Annotated in this window: 17 protein-coding genes and 1 tRNA gene; 6 read left to right on the top strand and 12 right to left on the bottom strand. The window is 54.8% G+C overall.

The window, feature by feature from the left end:
* The first annotated feature begins 102 nt into the window (after nucleotides 1–102).
* From ACTZWX_RS01635 to ACTZWX_RS01620, 4 genes are all read left to right on the top strand, one after another.
* Nucleotides 103–1176, top strand: coding sequence for a hypothetical protein (locus tag ACTZWX_RS01635; RefSeq protein ID WP_444712458.1), 1074 nt, complete (start codon nucleotides 103–105; stop codon nucleotides 1174–1176).
* A gap of 34 nt (nucleotides 1177–1210) precedes the next feature.
* Complete coding sequence (locus ACTZWX_RS01630; RefSeq protein ID WP_444712457.1) at nucleotides 1211–2299, top strand: hypothetical protein; 1089 nt, start codon at nucleotides 1211–1213, stop codon at nucleotides 2297–2299.
* A gap of 136 nt (nucleotides 2300–2435) precedes the next feature.
* Nucleotides 2436–3386, top strand: a complete 951-nt coding sequence (locus tag ACTZWX_RS01625; protein WP_444712456.1) for a DMT family transporter — start codon at nucleotides 2436–2438, stop codon at nucleotides 3384–3386.
* Nucleotides 3387–3441: 55 nt separating this feature from the next.
* Nucleotides 3442–3518: transfer RNA gene (locus ACTZWX_RS01620), tRNA-Val, on the top strand.
* A gap of 196 nt (nucleotides 3519–3714) precedes the next feature.
* Here the strand turns inward: ACTZWX_RS01620 and ACTZWX_RS01615 are convergent.
* The 12 genes from ACTZWX_RS01615 to ACTZWX_RS01560 all read right to left on the bottom strand — a co-directional run bounded on the left by ACTZWX_RS01615 (nucleotide 3715) and on the right by ACTZWX_RS01560 (nucleotide 14005).
* Nucleotides 3715–4050, bottom strand: a complete 336-nt coding sequence (locus ACTZWX_RS01615) for a hypothetical protein (RefSeq protein WP_444712455.1) — start codon at nucleotides 4048–4050, stop codon at nucleotides 3715–3717.
* A gap of 474 nt (nucleotides 4051–4524) precedes the next feature.
* Nucleotides 4525–5316 carry a hypothetical protein gene (locus ACTZWX_RS01610; protein WP_444712454.1) on the bottom strand — a complete coding sequence of 264 codons (792 nt, stop codon included), beginning with the start codon at nucleotides 5314–5316 and terminating at the stop codon, nucleotides 4525–4527.
* Between the two features lie 17 nt (nucleotides 5317–5333).
* Nucleotides 5334–6728, bottom strand: coding sequence for a hypothetical protein (locus tag ACTZWX_RS01605; protein WP_444712453.1), 1395 nt, complete (start codon nucleotides 6726–6728; stop codon nucleotides 5334–5336).
* A complete protein-coding gene (locus tag ACTZWX_RS01600) occupies nucleotides 6725–7084 on the bottom strand; it encodes a hypothetical protein (RefSeq protein ID WP_444712452.1) in 360 nt (119 codons plus the stop codon). The genes ACTZWX_RS01605 and ACTZWX_RS01600 overlap by 4 nt, the downstream gene beginning before the upstream one ends.
* 387 nt (nucleotides 7085–7471) lie before the next feature.
* On the bottom strand, nucleotides 7472–10000 hold the full coding sequence (locus ACTZWX_RS01595) for a DUF3987 domain-containing protein (protein WP_444712451.1): 2529 nt from the start codon (nucleotides 9998–10000) through the stop codon (nucleotides 7472–7474).
* A complete protein-coding gene (locus ACTZWX_RS01590) occupies nucleotides 10000–10221 on the bottom strand; it encodes a hypothetical protein (protein WP_444712450.1) in 222 nt (73 codons plus the stop codon). Before ACTZWX_RS01590 ends, ACTZWX_RS01595 begins: the two co-directional genes overlap by 1 nt.
* Nucleotides 10218–10427, bottom strand: coding sequence for a hypothetical protein (locus tag ACTZWX_RS01585; RefSeq protein WP_444712449.1), 210 nt, complete (start codon nucleotides 10425–10427; stop codon nucleotides 10218–10220). Before ACTZWX_RS01585 ends, ACTZWX_RS01590 begins: the two co-directional genes overlap by 4 nt.
* Nucleotides 10424–10633, bottom strand: coding sequence for a helix-turn-helix transcriptional regulator (locus ACTZWX_RS01580; protein WP_444712839.1), 210 nt, complete (start codon nucleotides 10631–10633; stop codon nucleotides 10424–10426). Before ACTZWX_RS01580 ends, ACTZWX_RS01585 begins: the two co-directional genes overlap by 4 nt.
* Before the next feature lie 62 nt (nucleotides 10634–10695).
* Entirely contained in the window at nucleotides 10696–11295 is a 600-nt protein-coding gene (locus tag ACTZWX_RS01575; protein ID WP_444712448.1) for a hypothetical protein, read from the bottom strand.
* Nucleotides 11292–12635, bottom strand: a complete 1344-nt coding sequence (locus tag ACTZWX_RS01570) for a tyrosine-type recombinase/integrase (protein WP_444712447.1) — start codon at nucleotides 12633–12635, stop codon at nucleotides 11292–11294. The genes ACTZWX_RS01575 and ACTZWX_RS01570 overlap by 4 nt, the downstream gene beginning before the upstream one ends.
* 259 nt (nucleotides 12636–12894) lie before the next feature.
* Complete coding sequence (locus tag ACTZWX_RS01565; protein WP_444712446.1) at nucleotides 12895–13068, bottom strand: DUF2897 family protein; 174 nt, start codon at nucleotides 13066–13068, stop codon at nucleotides 12895–12897.
* A gap of 10 nt (nucleotides 13069–13078) precedes the next feature.
* The gene (locus ACTZWX_RS01560; RefSeq protein ID WP_444712445.1) at nucleotides 13079–14005 is read right to left on the bottom strand and encodes an ROK family protein; all 927 of its coding nucleotides are present in this window, start codon (nucleotides 14003–14005) and stop codon (nucleotides 13079–13081) included.
* Nucleotides 14006–14108: 103 nt separating this feature from the next.
* Here ACTZWX_RS01560 and ACTZWX_RS01555 point away from each other — a divergent pair, with 103 nt between their 5' ends.
* Nucleotides 14109–14915, top strand: a complete 807-nt coding sequence (locus ACTZWX_RS01555) for an RluA family pseudouridine synthase (RefSeq protein ID WP_444712444.1) — start codon at nucleotides 14109–14111, stop codon at nucleotides 14913–14915.
* Between the two features lie 249 nt (nucleotides 14916–15164).
* Nucleotides 15165–16001, top strand: a complete 837-nt coding sequence (locus ACTZWX_RS01550; protein ID WP_444712443.1) for a vWA domain-containing protein — start codon at nucleotides 15165–15167, stop codon at nucleotides 15999–16001.
* Nucleotides 16002–16043 lie beyond the last annotated feature (42 nt).

Below are 16043 nucleotides of genomic sequence, written 5' to 3'. Positions count from 1 at the left end.
AGTGGCGCATTGTCGGACAAGTTTTATGCCGGTTGCGACAAAACTGGCTATGGTTACTCTTTAACCAAGAGCAATGAAATAACAGTAAGAAGGTGATTCTACATGCCTTACAAGGCACTGATGGCCACCGCCGTAGTGGTGGCCAGTGTTTCAGGTACTGCCTGGCTGTTATCCGCAGACAACGACGGTAAGTTCAGTTGGCTGCCTTTCGGCAGCCAACAGGATCATCAGGAAGCAAGCGCCATGGCGAGAGACCACACGCCTGCGGCGAATGAGGCAAATACTTCAAACGCTCCTGCGCCCTCTGACAACGCCCTGGCGTTCATGCTCGCCAGCGTTGCAGACGACTACCAGCGAAGCGCCCGTTACCCGGATTACTCGGTGCCATTGACCACCGCCCAGGCTGAAGCCTACCACGGCAACCGGTACCACCCGGTTGAGTTGCCACTGGAAGACGACGGCAGCTTCATTGTGACACTCGACAAATTCCGCTTTACCCAGGGCGAGCCCATTCTTGTGGTGGCGTCCCTGAGTGGCCGACAGGTGTTTGGGGATAACCTCTCGGCAACTCTTGAGTCGGCCACCAAGAGGGACAAGGCCGATTCAGCAGACCTGCCTGCCACGGAAGACAGCGGCTACTACCAGGGAACCATCAGTTCCGATCATAAGCCAGGCGAATACCGGCTGATTGTGGAGGCCAGGGTTGACGGAAAACCGGTCCGGCACGTGTCGTCCCTCTCCATTGAACCTGATCTCGGCGACTTCGGTGGTATCGACTCACCCTATGTGTCCGGCAATGACCTGGTAATCCCGGTCAGATTTGATCCAGACCATGCCGGCTACTACGCCTTATCGGCCCAGTTGTACAACGGCCAGCGCGCGCTGGCCCAACTCAGCACGGAAGAATCCCTGAGCGGTGGCAGCGGCACGCTTGTGCTCAAGGCCCATGGCAGCGTGTTGGCTAACCAGGACATCGAGGGCCAGCTGCAACTCCGAAACCTGCAGTTACGCCAAATGCCGGACCGCCCTGGTGATCGCACCCATTACGCCTTCGGCCCGGACGAAGGCTATGAATTCTCACCGCCGAATCTTGGCAACCTGCGTGACGAACCGGCGGTGAACACAGAATCAGAGCAACGGGCAGCGTTGCTAAGGCAGCTGGCCGACAAGTTCTGATACACAACAATAAAACCGGAAAACGGAGCAAGCAATGATCAACAAAAACAAAAGATGCCTGAGTAAAACTGCATTATCGATAGCGCTGGCAGGCGGCTTGTTCGCCACAACGGCGCAGGCCCAACTGGCGGGCCATAATGTGATCCTGGTGCACGGTTTCATGATGGAGAACCTGTCCCAGGCCCCCGCCAACATGCAAGAGGTGAAACAGGCCGGAGAGGACTACTGGCGGGACTACTGGCTGAACCGCGCCGAAGCGCGCATCGACTGGGCCAGTAACGGCCGGGTGGAAGGCGAGATCGCGCAGCAAGCCTACCAGCAGGTTCGACAAATCAGCCAGCAGGGTCTTTGCAACAATTACTGTATTGTCGTGACCCATTCCACCGGTGATCTGGTTACCCGTCACCTTCTGGAAAACCAGGCTCGCTGGCTTCAATCCGAGGGATTGCAACCGCTGAAAATCCTCGCGGTCATGGATCTTGCGGGGGCTGGCGGCGGCACTGAGCTGGCCGACCTGGCGGTCAGTATCGCCTATAACGACAGCTGGTATAACTGGCCGGTAAAACAGGCGGTGCGTGCGTTCACCGGGATTGATCCCCAACCCGATAACCTGGGCGTAGTCAATGATCTGCAAACCAACACCGCCCGCAACCTGTCGGTAGGCCCCACAGCCATTCCCCGGCTGCGCTTTGTAGGCGGCGGCTCGTCCTACGGTGGCATTACCAAGCCCTTCATTGCCGGCACCGATGACGGCGTGGTACCTACCCATTCCGCCTGCGGCGCCGCCACCGCCAGCGGCATAGACTCGTGCTCCAACAGTATCAGTCTGGCGGGCAAGGTAAGCGGGCAAAATGGTCCTTCTGGCCTTTATTACAATCACTACCCGATTCTGATGAGCGAAGGCGCCAACCACAGTGCCGTGAAGGACACCCAGACCGGCAACATCTCCGTGCCGGTGGTGAACAACACTGTGCTCAATGGTCTACAGATCGACTTTGCCAACCGCACTTACAACCAGCGGGCCTGGTGGCAGCTTTGGGGCTCTGGTGACCAGTACGTTGAGGTCCCCAACTCCAACCAGACCAGCATGTCCAACCTACTGTATACCACGCTCAACAACTGACACCACGGTTGTTGGCAGGCTCAGGGATGAGCCACCTTCCTCCCCCCTCGGTTTTCGCTGCTTTCTTTTTTAATTCGCAAACTATAGATTTATCCCTCCTTGCACTTCACTCTGCCTGACCGGAGCCAGTTACTTGATGTCTGACGCTCACAAATCCGACCTGTTGCTGGTCGTCGTTACCCTTCTGGCCGCGATCAGCTGGATGTTCTCTAAAGAAGCGGTACTGATGATGCCACCGTTAATGTTTATGGCGGCCCGGTTTCTGATTGCAGGTGGGGTATTGGCGGTGATTGCACTGCCGGCTCTGCGCCGGTTGGATGCCGACCAGGTAAAACGGAGCATGGGCGTAGGCCTGGTATTCGGCATCGCCATGAGCTGCTGGATAATGGGCCTGTTCCACGGCGACAGTATGGGTGAAGGCGCGTTTCTCACCAGTCTTGGGGTTGTGATTGTGCCAATCATTGCCCGCGTGGTATTTGGTGAATCCCAGCCTCTGAGTACCTGGCTTGCCATACCGATTGCGGTAGCGGGCCTGGCCCTGCTATCCCTTGAAAACGGCTTCAGGCCAGATCCGGGGCAGCTCTACTTCGTTGTGGCCGCGTTTATCTTTGCGCTTTACTTCACGCTCAACACCCGGGCCGCCAATCAGCGAACGGTCACCAATAAACGAGGCGAAACAATCGAGAAACGCAAGGTGCCGGCGCTGCCCCTGACCGCCCTGGCTCTGCTGACAGTGGGCCTGGTTACCCTGGTGGAGTCCGCTATCAGCGAGCCCTGGGCACCAACCCTCAACAACCCGCCCCCCATTCTGTTGGTATGGGTGCTGGCCAGTGCCGTTGTCGGTACTGCCGGGCGCTTTCTTCTGCAGACTTATGCACAGAGCCTTTCGGTACACAGTCACGGCGTGGTGATTCTGGTTCTGGAACCGGTGTGGGTAGCACTGTTCGCCGCTGCCTGGTTTGGCGAGACCATGTCAGCGCTTCAACTGGCCGGCTGCGGGCTGATTTTCATGGCACTGCTGGTAAACCGTTGGAACGCTCTGAGCCGCGCCATCAAAGGCTTTCTGAAACCGGCAAAAACTGCCTGAAAGAGGTTGACCAAGGGGAACGAAATCCGTATATTTCCACCCCGTTGCAGGACACAGGACCATAGCTCAGTTGGTTAGAGCGCTACCTTGACATGGTAGAGGTCCCCAGTTCGAATCTGGGTGGTCCTACCAATTTCTGCAACAATGACAGTCACTTAGAGCGAAAGCAGGGTGGCTTTTTTCGTTTCTGGTAACATGCATAGTCTTAATGTCACCAATATGTGACCATGAAATCAGAACATAACCACTCGCATGGATGCAGGCAGTACATTGCCCAGTGGTTGCGACACCTGCCCAGTGGTGTGACTGTCAGGGAGAGACTGGCACCTTACCTTTTTAGTCGATCCCTCTCCGGCTCAATCAATTTGAGCAGCGGCTTCCGACCATCCATAACGCCTAGAACGCCCAAATCAGCGATAACAGCGCCCACCATGTAAACGCCTGGGCCTAGCCGCTTGTAGCTATCCAGGATCATGCACCGCCAGGATTCAATATCCAGCAGGACGCCCCGCGCGTCAGGCAAGCGGCGAATGATTCGGCGGTCGGCAATGCCTAGCCATAAGCTGTACTCGATGCCGGTGCTCGTCACAATGCCCACCTGATCGAAGGTTGCGTACTCGCCTAGCTCGGCGTACACCATGTTATGCCATCTGCGGAATTCCATGCGGGGAATATACTGTATAGATATACAGTTTTGAAGTGATTTTGCTCTGACAGGTAAGGCGGCCCTCCACCGGATCAGGTCTATAGCCCATCACCGGCTTCAGGTCATATTCTGTTCACACCATCGTATAAATCCCTGACTAAGCCATTCAGCATCATGCCCGGTATAGGTGCAGATCCGCCGGAGCATCCACGAACAGTCACACAAGGCGTCAAACGCTTCCTCTCTTTCCTCTGGTTCGCTCCTGTCTATGTTCTTGCCTAGCCAATAGGCTTGGGCATCCTTAATCAGCAAAGTCAGCACACCACACCACAAGGCGTATTCCGGTGATTCCTCCGGGGTTATTATTGGCAGTTCTACGAGCTGCAACTCTGGGTCTGTTCCGCGCATAGTTTCCCGCCGGGGTGGAAAGGGTGCGGCCAGTGCCAAACGGCTGAGGTGGACCGTTCGGGGCTGGCACCGGCCGCAAAACGATTACAGCCGCCAGATGTCCGCGTCTTTCTCCTGCGCTTTCTTTTGAGCCTGGGCGGCTTTGTCGGCTTCGGCTGCGTACTGCTCCCGCACTTGTTTGGCGGTCAGCGCCTCGCTACGTTCGAGTAGCTGGGTAAACGCCTGACTGGTCTGCTCTTTAGCCTGCCTGAGAGCCTTTTCCAGCTTCAGCAGATCCGGGCGGTGCGTGTGCATAGCCTGAGCGCGGAACGCCTGTTGTAGGTCGCCTGAGACACCGCTAAGGGTTGGGTGTGCTCCGAGCGTTGCCGCCAGTAATTGGCCATCGCCGTCCTGAATGGCTTTTGAAATAGCGGCTTTGCGGTCGTTCTCACTCATGCCGCGCAATACCTGCCGCAACTCTGCCGCGTCCTTTTCGTTCCACTTCACGGTCTCGCGGAACTCGCGTTCGATACCGTCCAGCCGATCAGCGGCCTGTTTCTGGGCTGCCGTTGCCTTTTGGGCCAGGTTGTCCATCGCCCGGTTAAAGTCGCTGGCCAGAATGTTCAGGTGTTTGGCCTGGGTCATCTCCGGGTTTACCGTTTCCCGGCGCTCGACGGTGCTCTGAAAAGTGCGGGCAATGGCTGAGTGTGCGTTACCCAGCGCGGATAGGCTGAGATCATCGACACCAGCGGCGCGCTGCCAGCTTTCGCCAAACCTGTCACTGGTCAGCAGGTCGGTGCCCTCAACTTTCGGCAATGTCTTGCGGGTGTCCGCGCCTGCGGTATCGTTTACGGCCAGCTTGCCGCCTTCATATTTCAGATCTGTTCTGTAGCTCATGGGTTTTTACCTCTGGGTTAATACATCGTGATTTTCAGGAATCGCCAGTCGTTGGCGCTTGCTCTTTTGGCCATTCTGGCGGCCCCTGCTACTGCGTTGGCGCGGTCGTCATGGCCCTGCGGCCCGTGGTCTACGCTATCCTTGCCACTGCGCCCCGTGCGGCGTTCCAATAGGCTGAACTGGGTTAGGGTTTTCTCGTCAGGTGGCAGATCTACCGTGCCGGTCTGAAGCATGGGCAATAACTCCAGGTACAGTTCACTCCGGTTTAACTCGCTGGGCTTCATGGTTATGCGGTGCTTGGCGAACTCCTGAACCGGCCAGTCTGCGGCGTACCTATCGCCGTGAATGGTGCTGATCCGGTATTGCTTCAGGATCTTGGCGTACTTCGCCGTAATCTCTGCGGGGTTGCCGCGCTCTGCCCAGACTCCGGCGGTTATGACGCGCTCGCCATCAGTGAAGGCAATGGCAAGGGTAAATTCATCGGCACCACCTCCGGCAACGTCCACAAAACCGGCGTAAGTCTTGCCCGATTGTGGCGGGATAATCTGCGGGTGCCTGCGGGCGTTGTTGTCCACCAGTTCGCGGGGTATGAATGCGCTAATGTCGTTCCTGAATTGCGCCCCGTACTCTGCGGCGGCGGCTACTGCGTCCCGTTCATAGGCTTGGTCTACGATGCGTTCAGGCAGTGTGGGGTTCATGGTCAGGGTCTTAGCCTGGGCTACCAGTATCGGGCCTTCCTTGCCGTGATAGCGCCGGTATGCGTCCCACAATGCGCCCCGGCGGCTGTAGGGGCTGGACAAGGCAATCAGCGGCCCATCCAAGGTGGCAAGGCCGGGACGTACCGCGTTCAGTATCTCAAAGTCTGGGTTTGCGCTGTCCTCCGAACGCCAGAAGGCAATTTCATCAGCCAGTACAGCGGCGAAGGTATAGCCACGGGTTGCCCTGAAGCTGGCGGTGCCTACTTCGATCACGGCGCGGTTCGATAGCTCCAGGGTTTCGGTGGTTTCCCGCGTGATAAGCCGTTGCAGCATGGGATTAGCGTTCATAAGGCCGGTGATATACCGGAACACGGCGCGGGCCTGCTTTCGGTCTGCGGCCAGGCATAACACGGTAGCCACTTCGCCAGGGCTTAGGCGGTCGCGGTAGTCCATGAAACAGGCATGAAACACGGCCAGCAGGGCGGCGGCTTGGGACTTACCACCGCGTCTACCGATTGCCAGCCATAGTTCATCGTGTGCGGCCTCTGGGGCGCTCTGGCGGCCTGTTAGTTCCTGCCAGTGGGGTAACTCATCCTCTGCCAGTTCAAGGCCATAGAAGCCAGCCAGCAAGGCGCGCCATGCGGTGAAGCTATCGCCCCCGAACTGTTCACCGAACAAGGCCGGATCTGTCATCAGGTCGCGTATGGTAATCACTCGCTGGCCTCCCGCTTCTTCAGGAAGGTCGCAAGGTCTGGAATGTCACGGGCTGCACGATCAAGGCCAACGGTTTTCAATAGTCCGATAAGCGTGTTCACCGCCTGGGTTAATCGCCCTTGGTCTACTTCCTCACCACGGGATAAGGCCGCCTCCTGTTGCTCTATGACGCATTCCATGTAAACAATCCGCTTGCACAATGACCGGCGCTGATAGCTCATGCGTTCAATGCCGCCTAAATCCTGGGTCAGATCGTGGTAACGGTCATTCACCGCACGGGCTAACGTGGTGCGGCCATCCAGCTTTTCCAGCCAGTCGGCGCTGTACTTGGGAGGGATTGCTTTCGTCTGGGTCATAAAAGGCCGGTATATCTGCTCTATATGTGGCCTATTTTCCCATCAATGGTGACATATTGATAACACGCAACGGACGCACACGAACAAAAACCCTATTTGCAACGGTCTACAATACTATAACAGGGTAGCGGTCTATGGTTCTGGCGGGTTTTAGCAGGGTACTGGGGTTCAGATTGCAGGGATTCGAGGCTATCTATTCGAAGCATTCAATAGCCTAAAACAATAGTTAATGGTTTGTTAATGCAGGTTGGGGGAATGGCTCTCTCGTCCATGAGAAGTCACCATATTTTGTTGAATTAATTGTATGCGCGTGCGAAGTACAAAAATTAATTAAGAGAGGTTATTTATACTTTCCGTCTCGTACGCGCATACAACTTTTCCAACTAATTAACCGGCGGCCTCCCTAATCGCCTGATACCGCTCTGCCCTTGCGGATTTAATGCGCTCTCTGTGCTCCTGATACTGAGCATGGACACTCGGATTCACAGCGTAAACACCATCAGACCGCCTCCCTCGTCTACCAGGCATCGCCGGGGGTGTAATGTCTGCAATCCATCCTAGCTCTATTAGGTAGTCGATAGCGTTCTCTGACTGCCGGTTGTCCGCTCCCTGCCAGTACGTTGCATTCCTTGTCAGATCGCCACGCTTGAAGGTATCCCACGACTTACTGAGAATCGCCTCAGCAGCCGCGACGACTAGCGCCCTTACGTCTCCGGCCTCCTGATCCAGAATGCGATATACGGCCTCAGAATGCCGATACATGACACGCATAAACCGAATGGCCATTGCCATAGTCTCAGCCGTTACCACGCCAGCAGGGTCCTTGTCTTCGGCGGCGGCATGAATGCAATGCAAGGCAAACGCGACACGCCCCAGAGTGCCGGGAAACTTGTTCAAATGCTCCCCAAAACGCTGCGCGGAGGTTCGAGTGGCCAGCTTTCGGATGTTGTTGTGATAATCCTGCATCATCAACTTGGCCGAATCTGAGAGCCTCGCCGAAACTTTGGTTTGTCCTGTCCAGTTATGGATGCGCTCGACGATCATATCCACGTTGCTCTGCGTGAACGGGCTTTCCTTGGCCATGTAATTGACCTCGCCAGCAGGTTGTAGGCAATACATCATAAACCGCTGATATAGCCCATCAGATCCGCCGCCGGATTTCTTGAAAAGATAAGCCAGCTTCTCCGGCTGAATGCCTGCCAAAATACCCACGCTGAAATTGTCGATAACCAACGGCTGCGCCCTGCCCGCTCGGTTAATCGTCACATAACCACCATCATAGGACCTCAGATAAACGCCTCGATCCTTGCCACCATCCTTACCTGAGTAAGCATCCATCCTGCCGATAAACTCGGTGATCTCGTGGTGATACATGTTCACGCCTTCGGGGTTGTCTTGCAGGAGCAAACCAAGCGCCTCGGTTGTGGTGTCGGTTGCGTGTCGCTGCTTCCAGGGCGGTTTGGGCGGCATCTCTGCCTTATCCTCCTTTGCCCTTTGGCACGCATCCATCCACCTCGAAAGAGCGCGGCGTGATTCATCGAGTAACGCCTTGTCGATATGCTCCGCTGATCGCTTCGCATCGTTCAGAATCGGGCTTTTTGCGGTCCCTGAGTCACCCACCAGACCGCCCCAAAGGTAAGCCGGTACGCTGAACGGGCCGAGATCCAGCTTTGCCCTGTGGTCGATCGTATTGGCTGCGGAAACAAGCAAGCAAAAGCCATAAGCTCCGGAGTCAAAACCAGATTGCTCGGATTTCTCATCGGCTAGCGCCCTGAATGCCTCCGGCAAAATGTCCATCGGGAAAGCCGGGACAACGTGTTCAGAGAACAGATCCGCCGCACTTGACCATTGGGTAGGCTCCGGCGGGTTCTGGGCTTGCGCCTGCTCTAAGGCTGTATGCTGGCTCGTTTTCGGCATCCCGTTCTGCAATGCCAGCCAGATCAGAGTACCAATAGTGCGCCCATCAGCCCGTTTTATTGACTCCCAGGTTCTTTGAAACTTCCCATCATCATGCTTAGACGACTGGCAGCTCCATTGATAAGCATCCTCCCGGCCAGCCTCGCCGGATTCATGCTTGATTGAAGCCAGCACGTTGAACCATGAGTCGTAACCATCATCGTTATTGGGAATCCATCTAAGGAGATCCGCAACGCTTTGACGATCTACCGGCCCCACCTTGGTTTGGTTAATTTGTTTTGGCTTTTTGGTCTGCAATCCATGCCGCTCTGCCAGCTCGTCAAATGCCCATAGGATGCTTTCTATATCGTCCTTGGTCAGTTCCACCAGATCGGCAAGCTCCGTGTCGTGTAGCGTCTGAGGCTCTTCTCCGGTCAAGCTCTCCCATAGATAGGGTTGACCAGTTTCAGGGTGGATCTGATAGGCGACAAATTGCTGGCCAGTCCCAAGAATCTCTATCTGATTTTTGACCTCGCGACGAGTGTCAATCTCACCATCAGCATTGATCGGGAATAGCTCGGCGCTCGCCTGCTTTTTCTGAGGCTCCCTTGTCTTGTACGGAATCAGAAATTTAGGCCGCTTGCCGATTCTCACCAGCTTGTGGCCTGTACGTTTTTCGAGCAGTGGACGGATGAAAGCCAATAGGTCAGCCGCCATCTCAATATGTGGCGTATCAACGTCAACAGCTTGAACGCTCAAACCATCATCGTTTGATAACCCACATATTACGCCTAGTCCGGTTCCGGACTTCCACTCGTCAGGTTTTCGCGGATTGCTCGGCCAGTTGGTGCCTTTCGGTTCTTTGGTATTCGCCGGTGGAGACTTGAGAAAACAGCAGGGAAAGCGTGCCAGCAGATCAATGGCTGGTTTTTGGCCAATAATGCTATAATTACCTTGCTGATTTTGATATGCGCCCTCGTGAGTCTGCCCGGCTGCGAGGGTTTCTTTTTGGTGTTCCATTATTTGCCCCTCCGCGCCGGTTGCTGGCCAGGTAAACCAATATCGGTTAAATGCTTGTCCGCCTGCTCTTTGGTTATGCCCATTTTTTCAAGCTGGCGGCGCATTGCCCTGCGGCTCATATTGCCGTTAACCCACATTGAGCGATAACCGCCATTATGGAACTCTGAGGCGGCTCGATTGATTTCGTCGTTGGTGGCGGTCGGGTTGAATACAGCTTTCATGCGCCTGCCCTCCCTGCCTTAAACTTGAGAAGATCCGCCAGCGTCACACACTTGCAGCCGCTTACCTCGTGAACAGGCAAGTCGCCGTTGCTGATTGCATTAGTGATAACGTGAGCAGGTACGCCAGCAGCGTCAGCCGCTTGCGTCAGGACGATGTATTCAAGGCTGTTGCCATGATTACGGAAAGTGCCGGGAGTCATCTTCATGCCTCGACCTCCTGTTGCTTAGATTCAAGCCAGGAATCGAGCTGTCCACGGGTCCACCCTACGCACCGACGAGAAATGCGAATTTTGCGGGGAAAGGATGCGTCATATTCGGAAAGTTCATGCAGTTTTGTTCTGCCGATTCCGAGATATTTACACGCATCTGCGGGACGGAAAAATGCTTGGTCGGGTTGTGCTTGCGGTTGCATCATAAGCGCCTCTGTTGTTCGTGAGACTCAATGAAAACAACCGCTTAGGTACAGAAAGTTAGTTAGTGTCCGGCTTTTCGCCTTGCTGGTGAAAAATATCTCTTCTTAAAACTAGATTGGGCCAGGCTACCTTTTTCGACGGTCGTAAATCCATCTATTGCAATTAACTTTTCTCCGTCTCGGTAAAATGCCAAATCGTATTGTTCGGCTTCAATTTGCTCCGGGCTTTCCCCTTCTGGCAACGTTTTCCATACCTGTTCAAAGTTAGAATTTGGGCGGGTTCGAACCAAATGATCGGCGATCTCTTCTGCCCATTGTCTCCTTTTCGGCGACTGGCCTCCTTTGCGTGCGCCTTGCTCTCTTTTCAATATTTCTAAATCAAAAAGCGCATTCTTATAATTATCTTCGGCCTTCATAATCCAGCGCCTCACACCTTTTTCGTCATCTTCCTGATAATGGCGTAAAGCGACATTGAGATATTTTTGTATAACCTGCTTTTGTGGAAGCTCATCCGGCAACTTCGAAACAGTTTTTAAACATGAATCGACATACTCCGGTATATCTTCCGGCAAACGGACTCTAGCAGCTCGTAATTCCTGGGCTTCCCATTCCTTTGACTTTTGATTTAGATATAACTTGATATCGTCGGGATCAACGCTCATACCGCCTCCCTCACACCTGAAACACTAGCGCCGTATTTTCTGAGAATGTCTTTTGCTGCATCGGGGCATAAATGGCCATAGTGGTTTTCGATCATCGTCACCGACTTGTGACCTGCCAGCTTTGCCACTGCAAACAACGGCACACCAGCCGCCACCAGACTCGATATAAAGTGGTGTCTCAGCGCATACAGGGTTAGATCATTGGGCAAGCCTGCCAGCTTTTTAACGCGTCTCCACGGCTTGTCGTGTGCGTTCTTGTCCATACGCCTGTCAGTCACCGGAGATGGAAACACAAGGCCGCTCTCAGGCTTGCCGTTTTGCGTCCACCATGCTTTTACAACTTCCAGCGCCTCCGGCGGGAGATCCATCTCAACACGCGCGGCCTTATCCTCCCCGTGGTGTCTGGTTTTCTCCGGGGTCTTGGTCAAACGGCCAAAGGTAGGGTTTAACTCATTGCTCCAGGTCAGCGAGTAGAGATCGCCGGGACGCAATCCGGTATAGAGGCTCAACTTTGCAAACGGAATAAACCAATGTGGAAAGGCTACATTGTCGAGGTCTTGGAGATGCGGCTTGCCATGCTTGCGGCTATTGCGTCTGCCCTGCCGGATTTCCTCGGCAAATACATTTAGGCCAGCGTGAAAAGCCTTTAGCTCCTCTGGCTTGAGCAAACGACGAGTGGCCTCTCTTTTCTCGCGTAGCTCTTTTGATCTCTCATCATCGAGCGGCTTCTCAAGTGACACATGTTCGAGCGGATTATCGTCAAGTACACCATCGACAATCGCCTGCCTGAGCATGGTCCGCAATGCCCCATAAGCGCGTTTTAGGGTGGAATGAGCGCGGCCTTTCTTCTCTTTTTCAGATTGCCATGCCTGAATGTCAGCGCGGGTCAGGCTGGCCATATCGCGGTCGAGAAGATTCTCAAAATTCGATTTCAGGATTGCGAGAGTAGCCTCGCCTGCGCGGCGGCGGTCTTGATAGCGAGTATATGGACCGTCGAGGTAGGCTTGCATGGTCCGATGCTCTGCGCGTTGTTTATCCGCAATGGCTTTTGCCTTTTTGCGGTCTTTCTCTGCCAGAACGTCCACATCATCATTACGCCATGCCATTGCCTTTTCGGCGGCTTGTTGTGGCTTCATGGATGGATAACGACCTACCGTTGCAGTCTTGCGCTTACCGGTCGGGTCTGTGTACCGATAGCGCCAACTTCCGCCGGTTTTTGTCTTTAACAAGTGCAAGCCGGTGACTTTCTCACACCACAACGTGGCGCGGTCGCCTGATTCCTTGAGAAACCTGTTTGCCGCCGTGTCCGTGATACTTGTATCTGACTTTTTCTGAGCCATGTGTCACCCCGTGTCACCAATGTGTGACCTTTAGAGTAACACAAACACGAACAAAAGTGGTCTACCTTGAACACAAAAACGGCATAAGTGATTGTTTTACCGTTGCCAGCCCTTGCCTCGCCTGATCCCGTTTTGTTTTGACATGGTAGAGGTCCCCAGTTCGAATCTGGGTGGTCCTACCAATTCTGCAAAGAAAGTCAGTTACTTACGTGCAACGTGAGAACTGGCTTTTTTTTATGCCTGCGTAAACCCTCTCCGATTACCAGTCATCCTTTTCCTGTTTTTCCTTCTCATCCAGCTCCGCTTTCCGTTTACGGATCTTTTCGAGTTTGTGTTCCGGAATTTTCATATTACTGCTGTCTCTTAACAGCAGAAGACTGCCAATAACCAAGCCAAAGGCGAACAGGATAAATATCCATCCTATTGCGGGCATCGTGTTCTCCTTATGCTGGATTTGTTTCCTGGGCAGCCAACCACGCTGCCCCGCGCACGCCACTGGAATCGCCGTGTATCGCTGGCCGGACCTGAGTTGAGCATTCGCCGCCAAAAACATACTGCGGCAGCCGCTCCGGTAACGCTTGGTAGAGTTCCCGCACATTACTCATGCCACCGCCCAACACAATCATCTCTGGGTCCAGAAGATTGATAACCGCTGCCAGGCCCTTGGCCAGATGCTCAATATAGAGATCCAGCGTTATACCGCACTCGCGATCTCCGTTCCGTGCGCCGGCAACTATTTCCTGTGCCGAGACTCTGTTACCCCATGATAGCTGATGGGTCAGGCTGAAGCCGGTACCAGACAGAAAGGTTTCGTTGCAGCCACGTCGGCCACAAAAGCAAAGGCGATCATCCAGCTCTCCCTGCGGTGTCCAGGGCAACGGGTTATGCCCCCACTCACCGGCCACACCATTGGGACCTGTCAACAGCCGTCGATCAACACTGATACCAGCGCCACAACCGGTCCCCAGGATGGCCGCGAAGACCACTCCCGCATTCTGCCCTGCACCATCCGTGGCTTCCGATAATGCCAGGCAGTTGGCATCGTTGGTCAGGGCAACCGGTCGGCCGAGTAGCAGGCGAAGGTCATCCGCCATGGGCTTGCCATTGAGCCAGGTGGAATTGGCGTTTTTGATGCGCCCGGTCACGCCAGATACCGTTCCTGGAATACCAATGCCCACCGGTAAGCCGCGTTGGCCGACCTGTTGTTCGGCTCGTTCGATCAGTGATTTGATGGTGGCCAGGGTGGCCTGGTAGTCGCCGGCAGGGGTTGGCACCCGATGCCGAAAGTGTTCCTGGTGGTTCTCATCCAGCAGGATCACTTCCGTTTTGGTGCCTCCCAGATCAATACCGGTTAACCAGCGTTTGGACATTCGTAAAGATCGCCTTTGGTATCGGTTTGCTGCATAAACTGACTGCGCTTTTGGCTATAATCCCAGACTTTAACCATCCTAACCAGAGCGACCATCCCCGGCCATGAGACGTACCCTGGACCTGACCATTTCGGAATCACAACTTGCCGTCGATGCGCTAGCCGAGGCGTCAGGGCTCCCCAAGCAGCGAATCAAGGATGCCATGGCCAAAGGTGCCTGCTGGTGGACCCAGAAGGGCAAGCAGGTTCGGTTGCGAAAAGCCAAACGGGAGTTAAAGCCAGGCACCCGGATTCAACTGTTCTACGATGACCAGGTGCTGGGCCTCAAGCCGGAACAACCTGATCTGCTAGAAGACCTGGGTCGCTACAGCCTCTGGTACAAACCTCACGGTTTGTTAGCCCAGGGCTCGCAATGGGGAGACCACTGCAGCCTGCTACGGCTGGCCGAGGTCGCCCTTAACCGGCCATGCTTTCTGGTGCACCGGCTGGACGCCGATGCTGCCGGGCTGATGCTGGTGGCCCACGACAGCAAAGCAGCCGGTGCCCTGTCGCAGCTGTTTTCCGGCCGTACCGTCACAAAAACCTACCGGGCTACGGTGACCGGGCAGCTGAAGGCAGATGACCTGCTTATCAACGCACCGCTGGACGGCAAGGCATCTGTAAGCCGGGTCACAACCCTGGCCATTCATCCGGACGAGAACACCACCGACGTGCAGGTGCTTATCGAAACCGGGCGCAAGCATCAGATTCGCCGGCATCTTGTAGGTATTGGCCACGCCATCGTCGGTGACAGGCTTTACGGCAGCGCCCACCCCTCCGGGCTTTGCCTGAAGGCCGTTCAGCTTCAGTTTGTTTGCCCACTGACCGGGAAAGCAAGAAACTTCAGCGCCCCTTCGCGGAAAACTGACTAACGCTGTTGGTTACAGCCCCCGCGAAACAATGTCAGCTTTCTATACATATCAGATGCGTCATATCTGGGCTTTTCAGCCAGAACCTGAAGAATGTCCCGACATCACAGCGCGTTAGGCTTGCGTTAAGTCTTGTGGCACATGCTATGCAAGGTTTTCTGATGCCTGCATAGGTGTATCACTCGGGAGTCAGCCGATAAAGCAGTACGGTATGGATGCCCGCCTACAACACTCAGTCTGGATGAGGTAACGATGATGAAACTCAAGCGATTTCTTTCAGGTTTGCTACTTTCGACGGCGGCCGCCATCGCTCCGGTGCATGCCGCTCCAATCCTCAGCGATATTGTCTTTGTCGTTGACGAATCTGGTTCAATGGGAACTGTCCAAGCCAACCTGCGGGCCAATATCGGCCTATTTGCCAGTATTCTTACCGGTACAGGCCAGGTTGACGCCCAGTACGGGCTGGTTGGCTACGGCGACAACGCAGTAGTACCACGCATGGTTACCGATCTCACCGATCCAGCCAGCTTTGCAACAGCAGCGCAGGGTCTAAAAATTAATGGTGGCACCGAGCCGGGCTACACCGCTACCGCCTTTGCCCTGAATGCCCTGGATGGCCAAAGTGATCTATTTTCATTCCGGAGCAATGCCGTCAAGAACATCATCATTCTGACGGATGAACCTTCCAACGGCGACTTCGCCTTCAGGGGCTCCGTTGGAGGCTCTGCGGTCAATAGTTCGGTGCTGGATGGTCTCCTGACTTCCAATAACGCACTATATAACGGTGTTCTCAGAGGCACGTCTACTGACAACTCGTATAGGACCTTGATCGAAGATCATGGCGGAACCGTGTTCAACCTCAACCTGTTCAACACTTCCGATCAGACGATTGTTCAGCAGTTCGTGACTGATTTTGCCAACGCAAAGCTCCAGGAAACCCTGGATTTCTGCCAACTTAATCCGACAAATCCGGCTTGCCAGCCCTCTACCTCAGTACCCGAGCCATCTTCTCTGGCGCTGATTGGCCTGGGACTGTTGGGAATCTTCACACGTTATCGCAGGCGCCCCGTGGCGTCAGTGGCGGTGTGAGTGCCTGAATAGTCGTATACCAACAAAAACAGCCAGCGTATT

The organism is Marinobacter sp. NSM, assembly GCF_052380025.1.
Classification (GTDB): domain Bacteria; phylum Pseudomonadota; class Gammaproteobacteria; order Pseudomonadales; family Oleiphilaceae; genus Marinobacter.
Note: the sequence above shows the minus strand (reverse complement) of the source record. Positions and strands in the feature narration are given on the sequence as shown.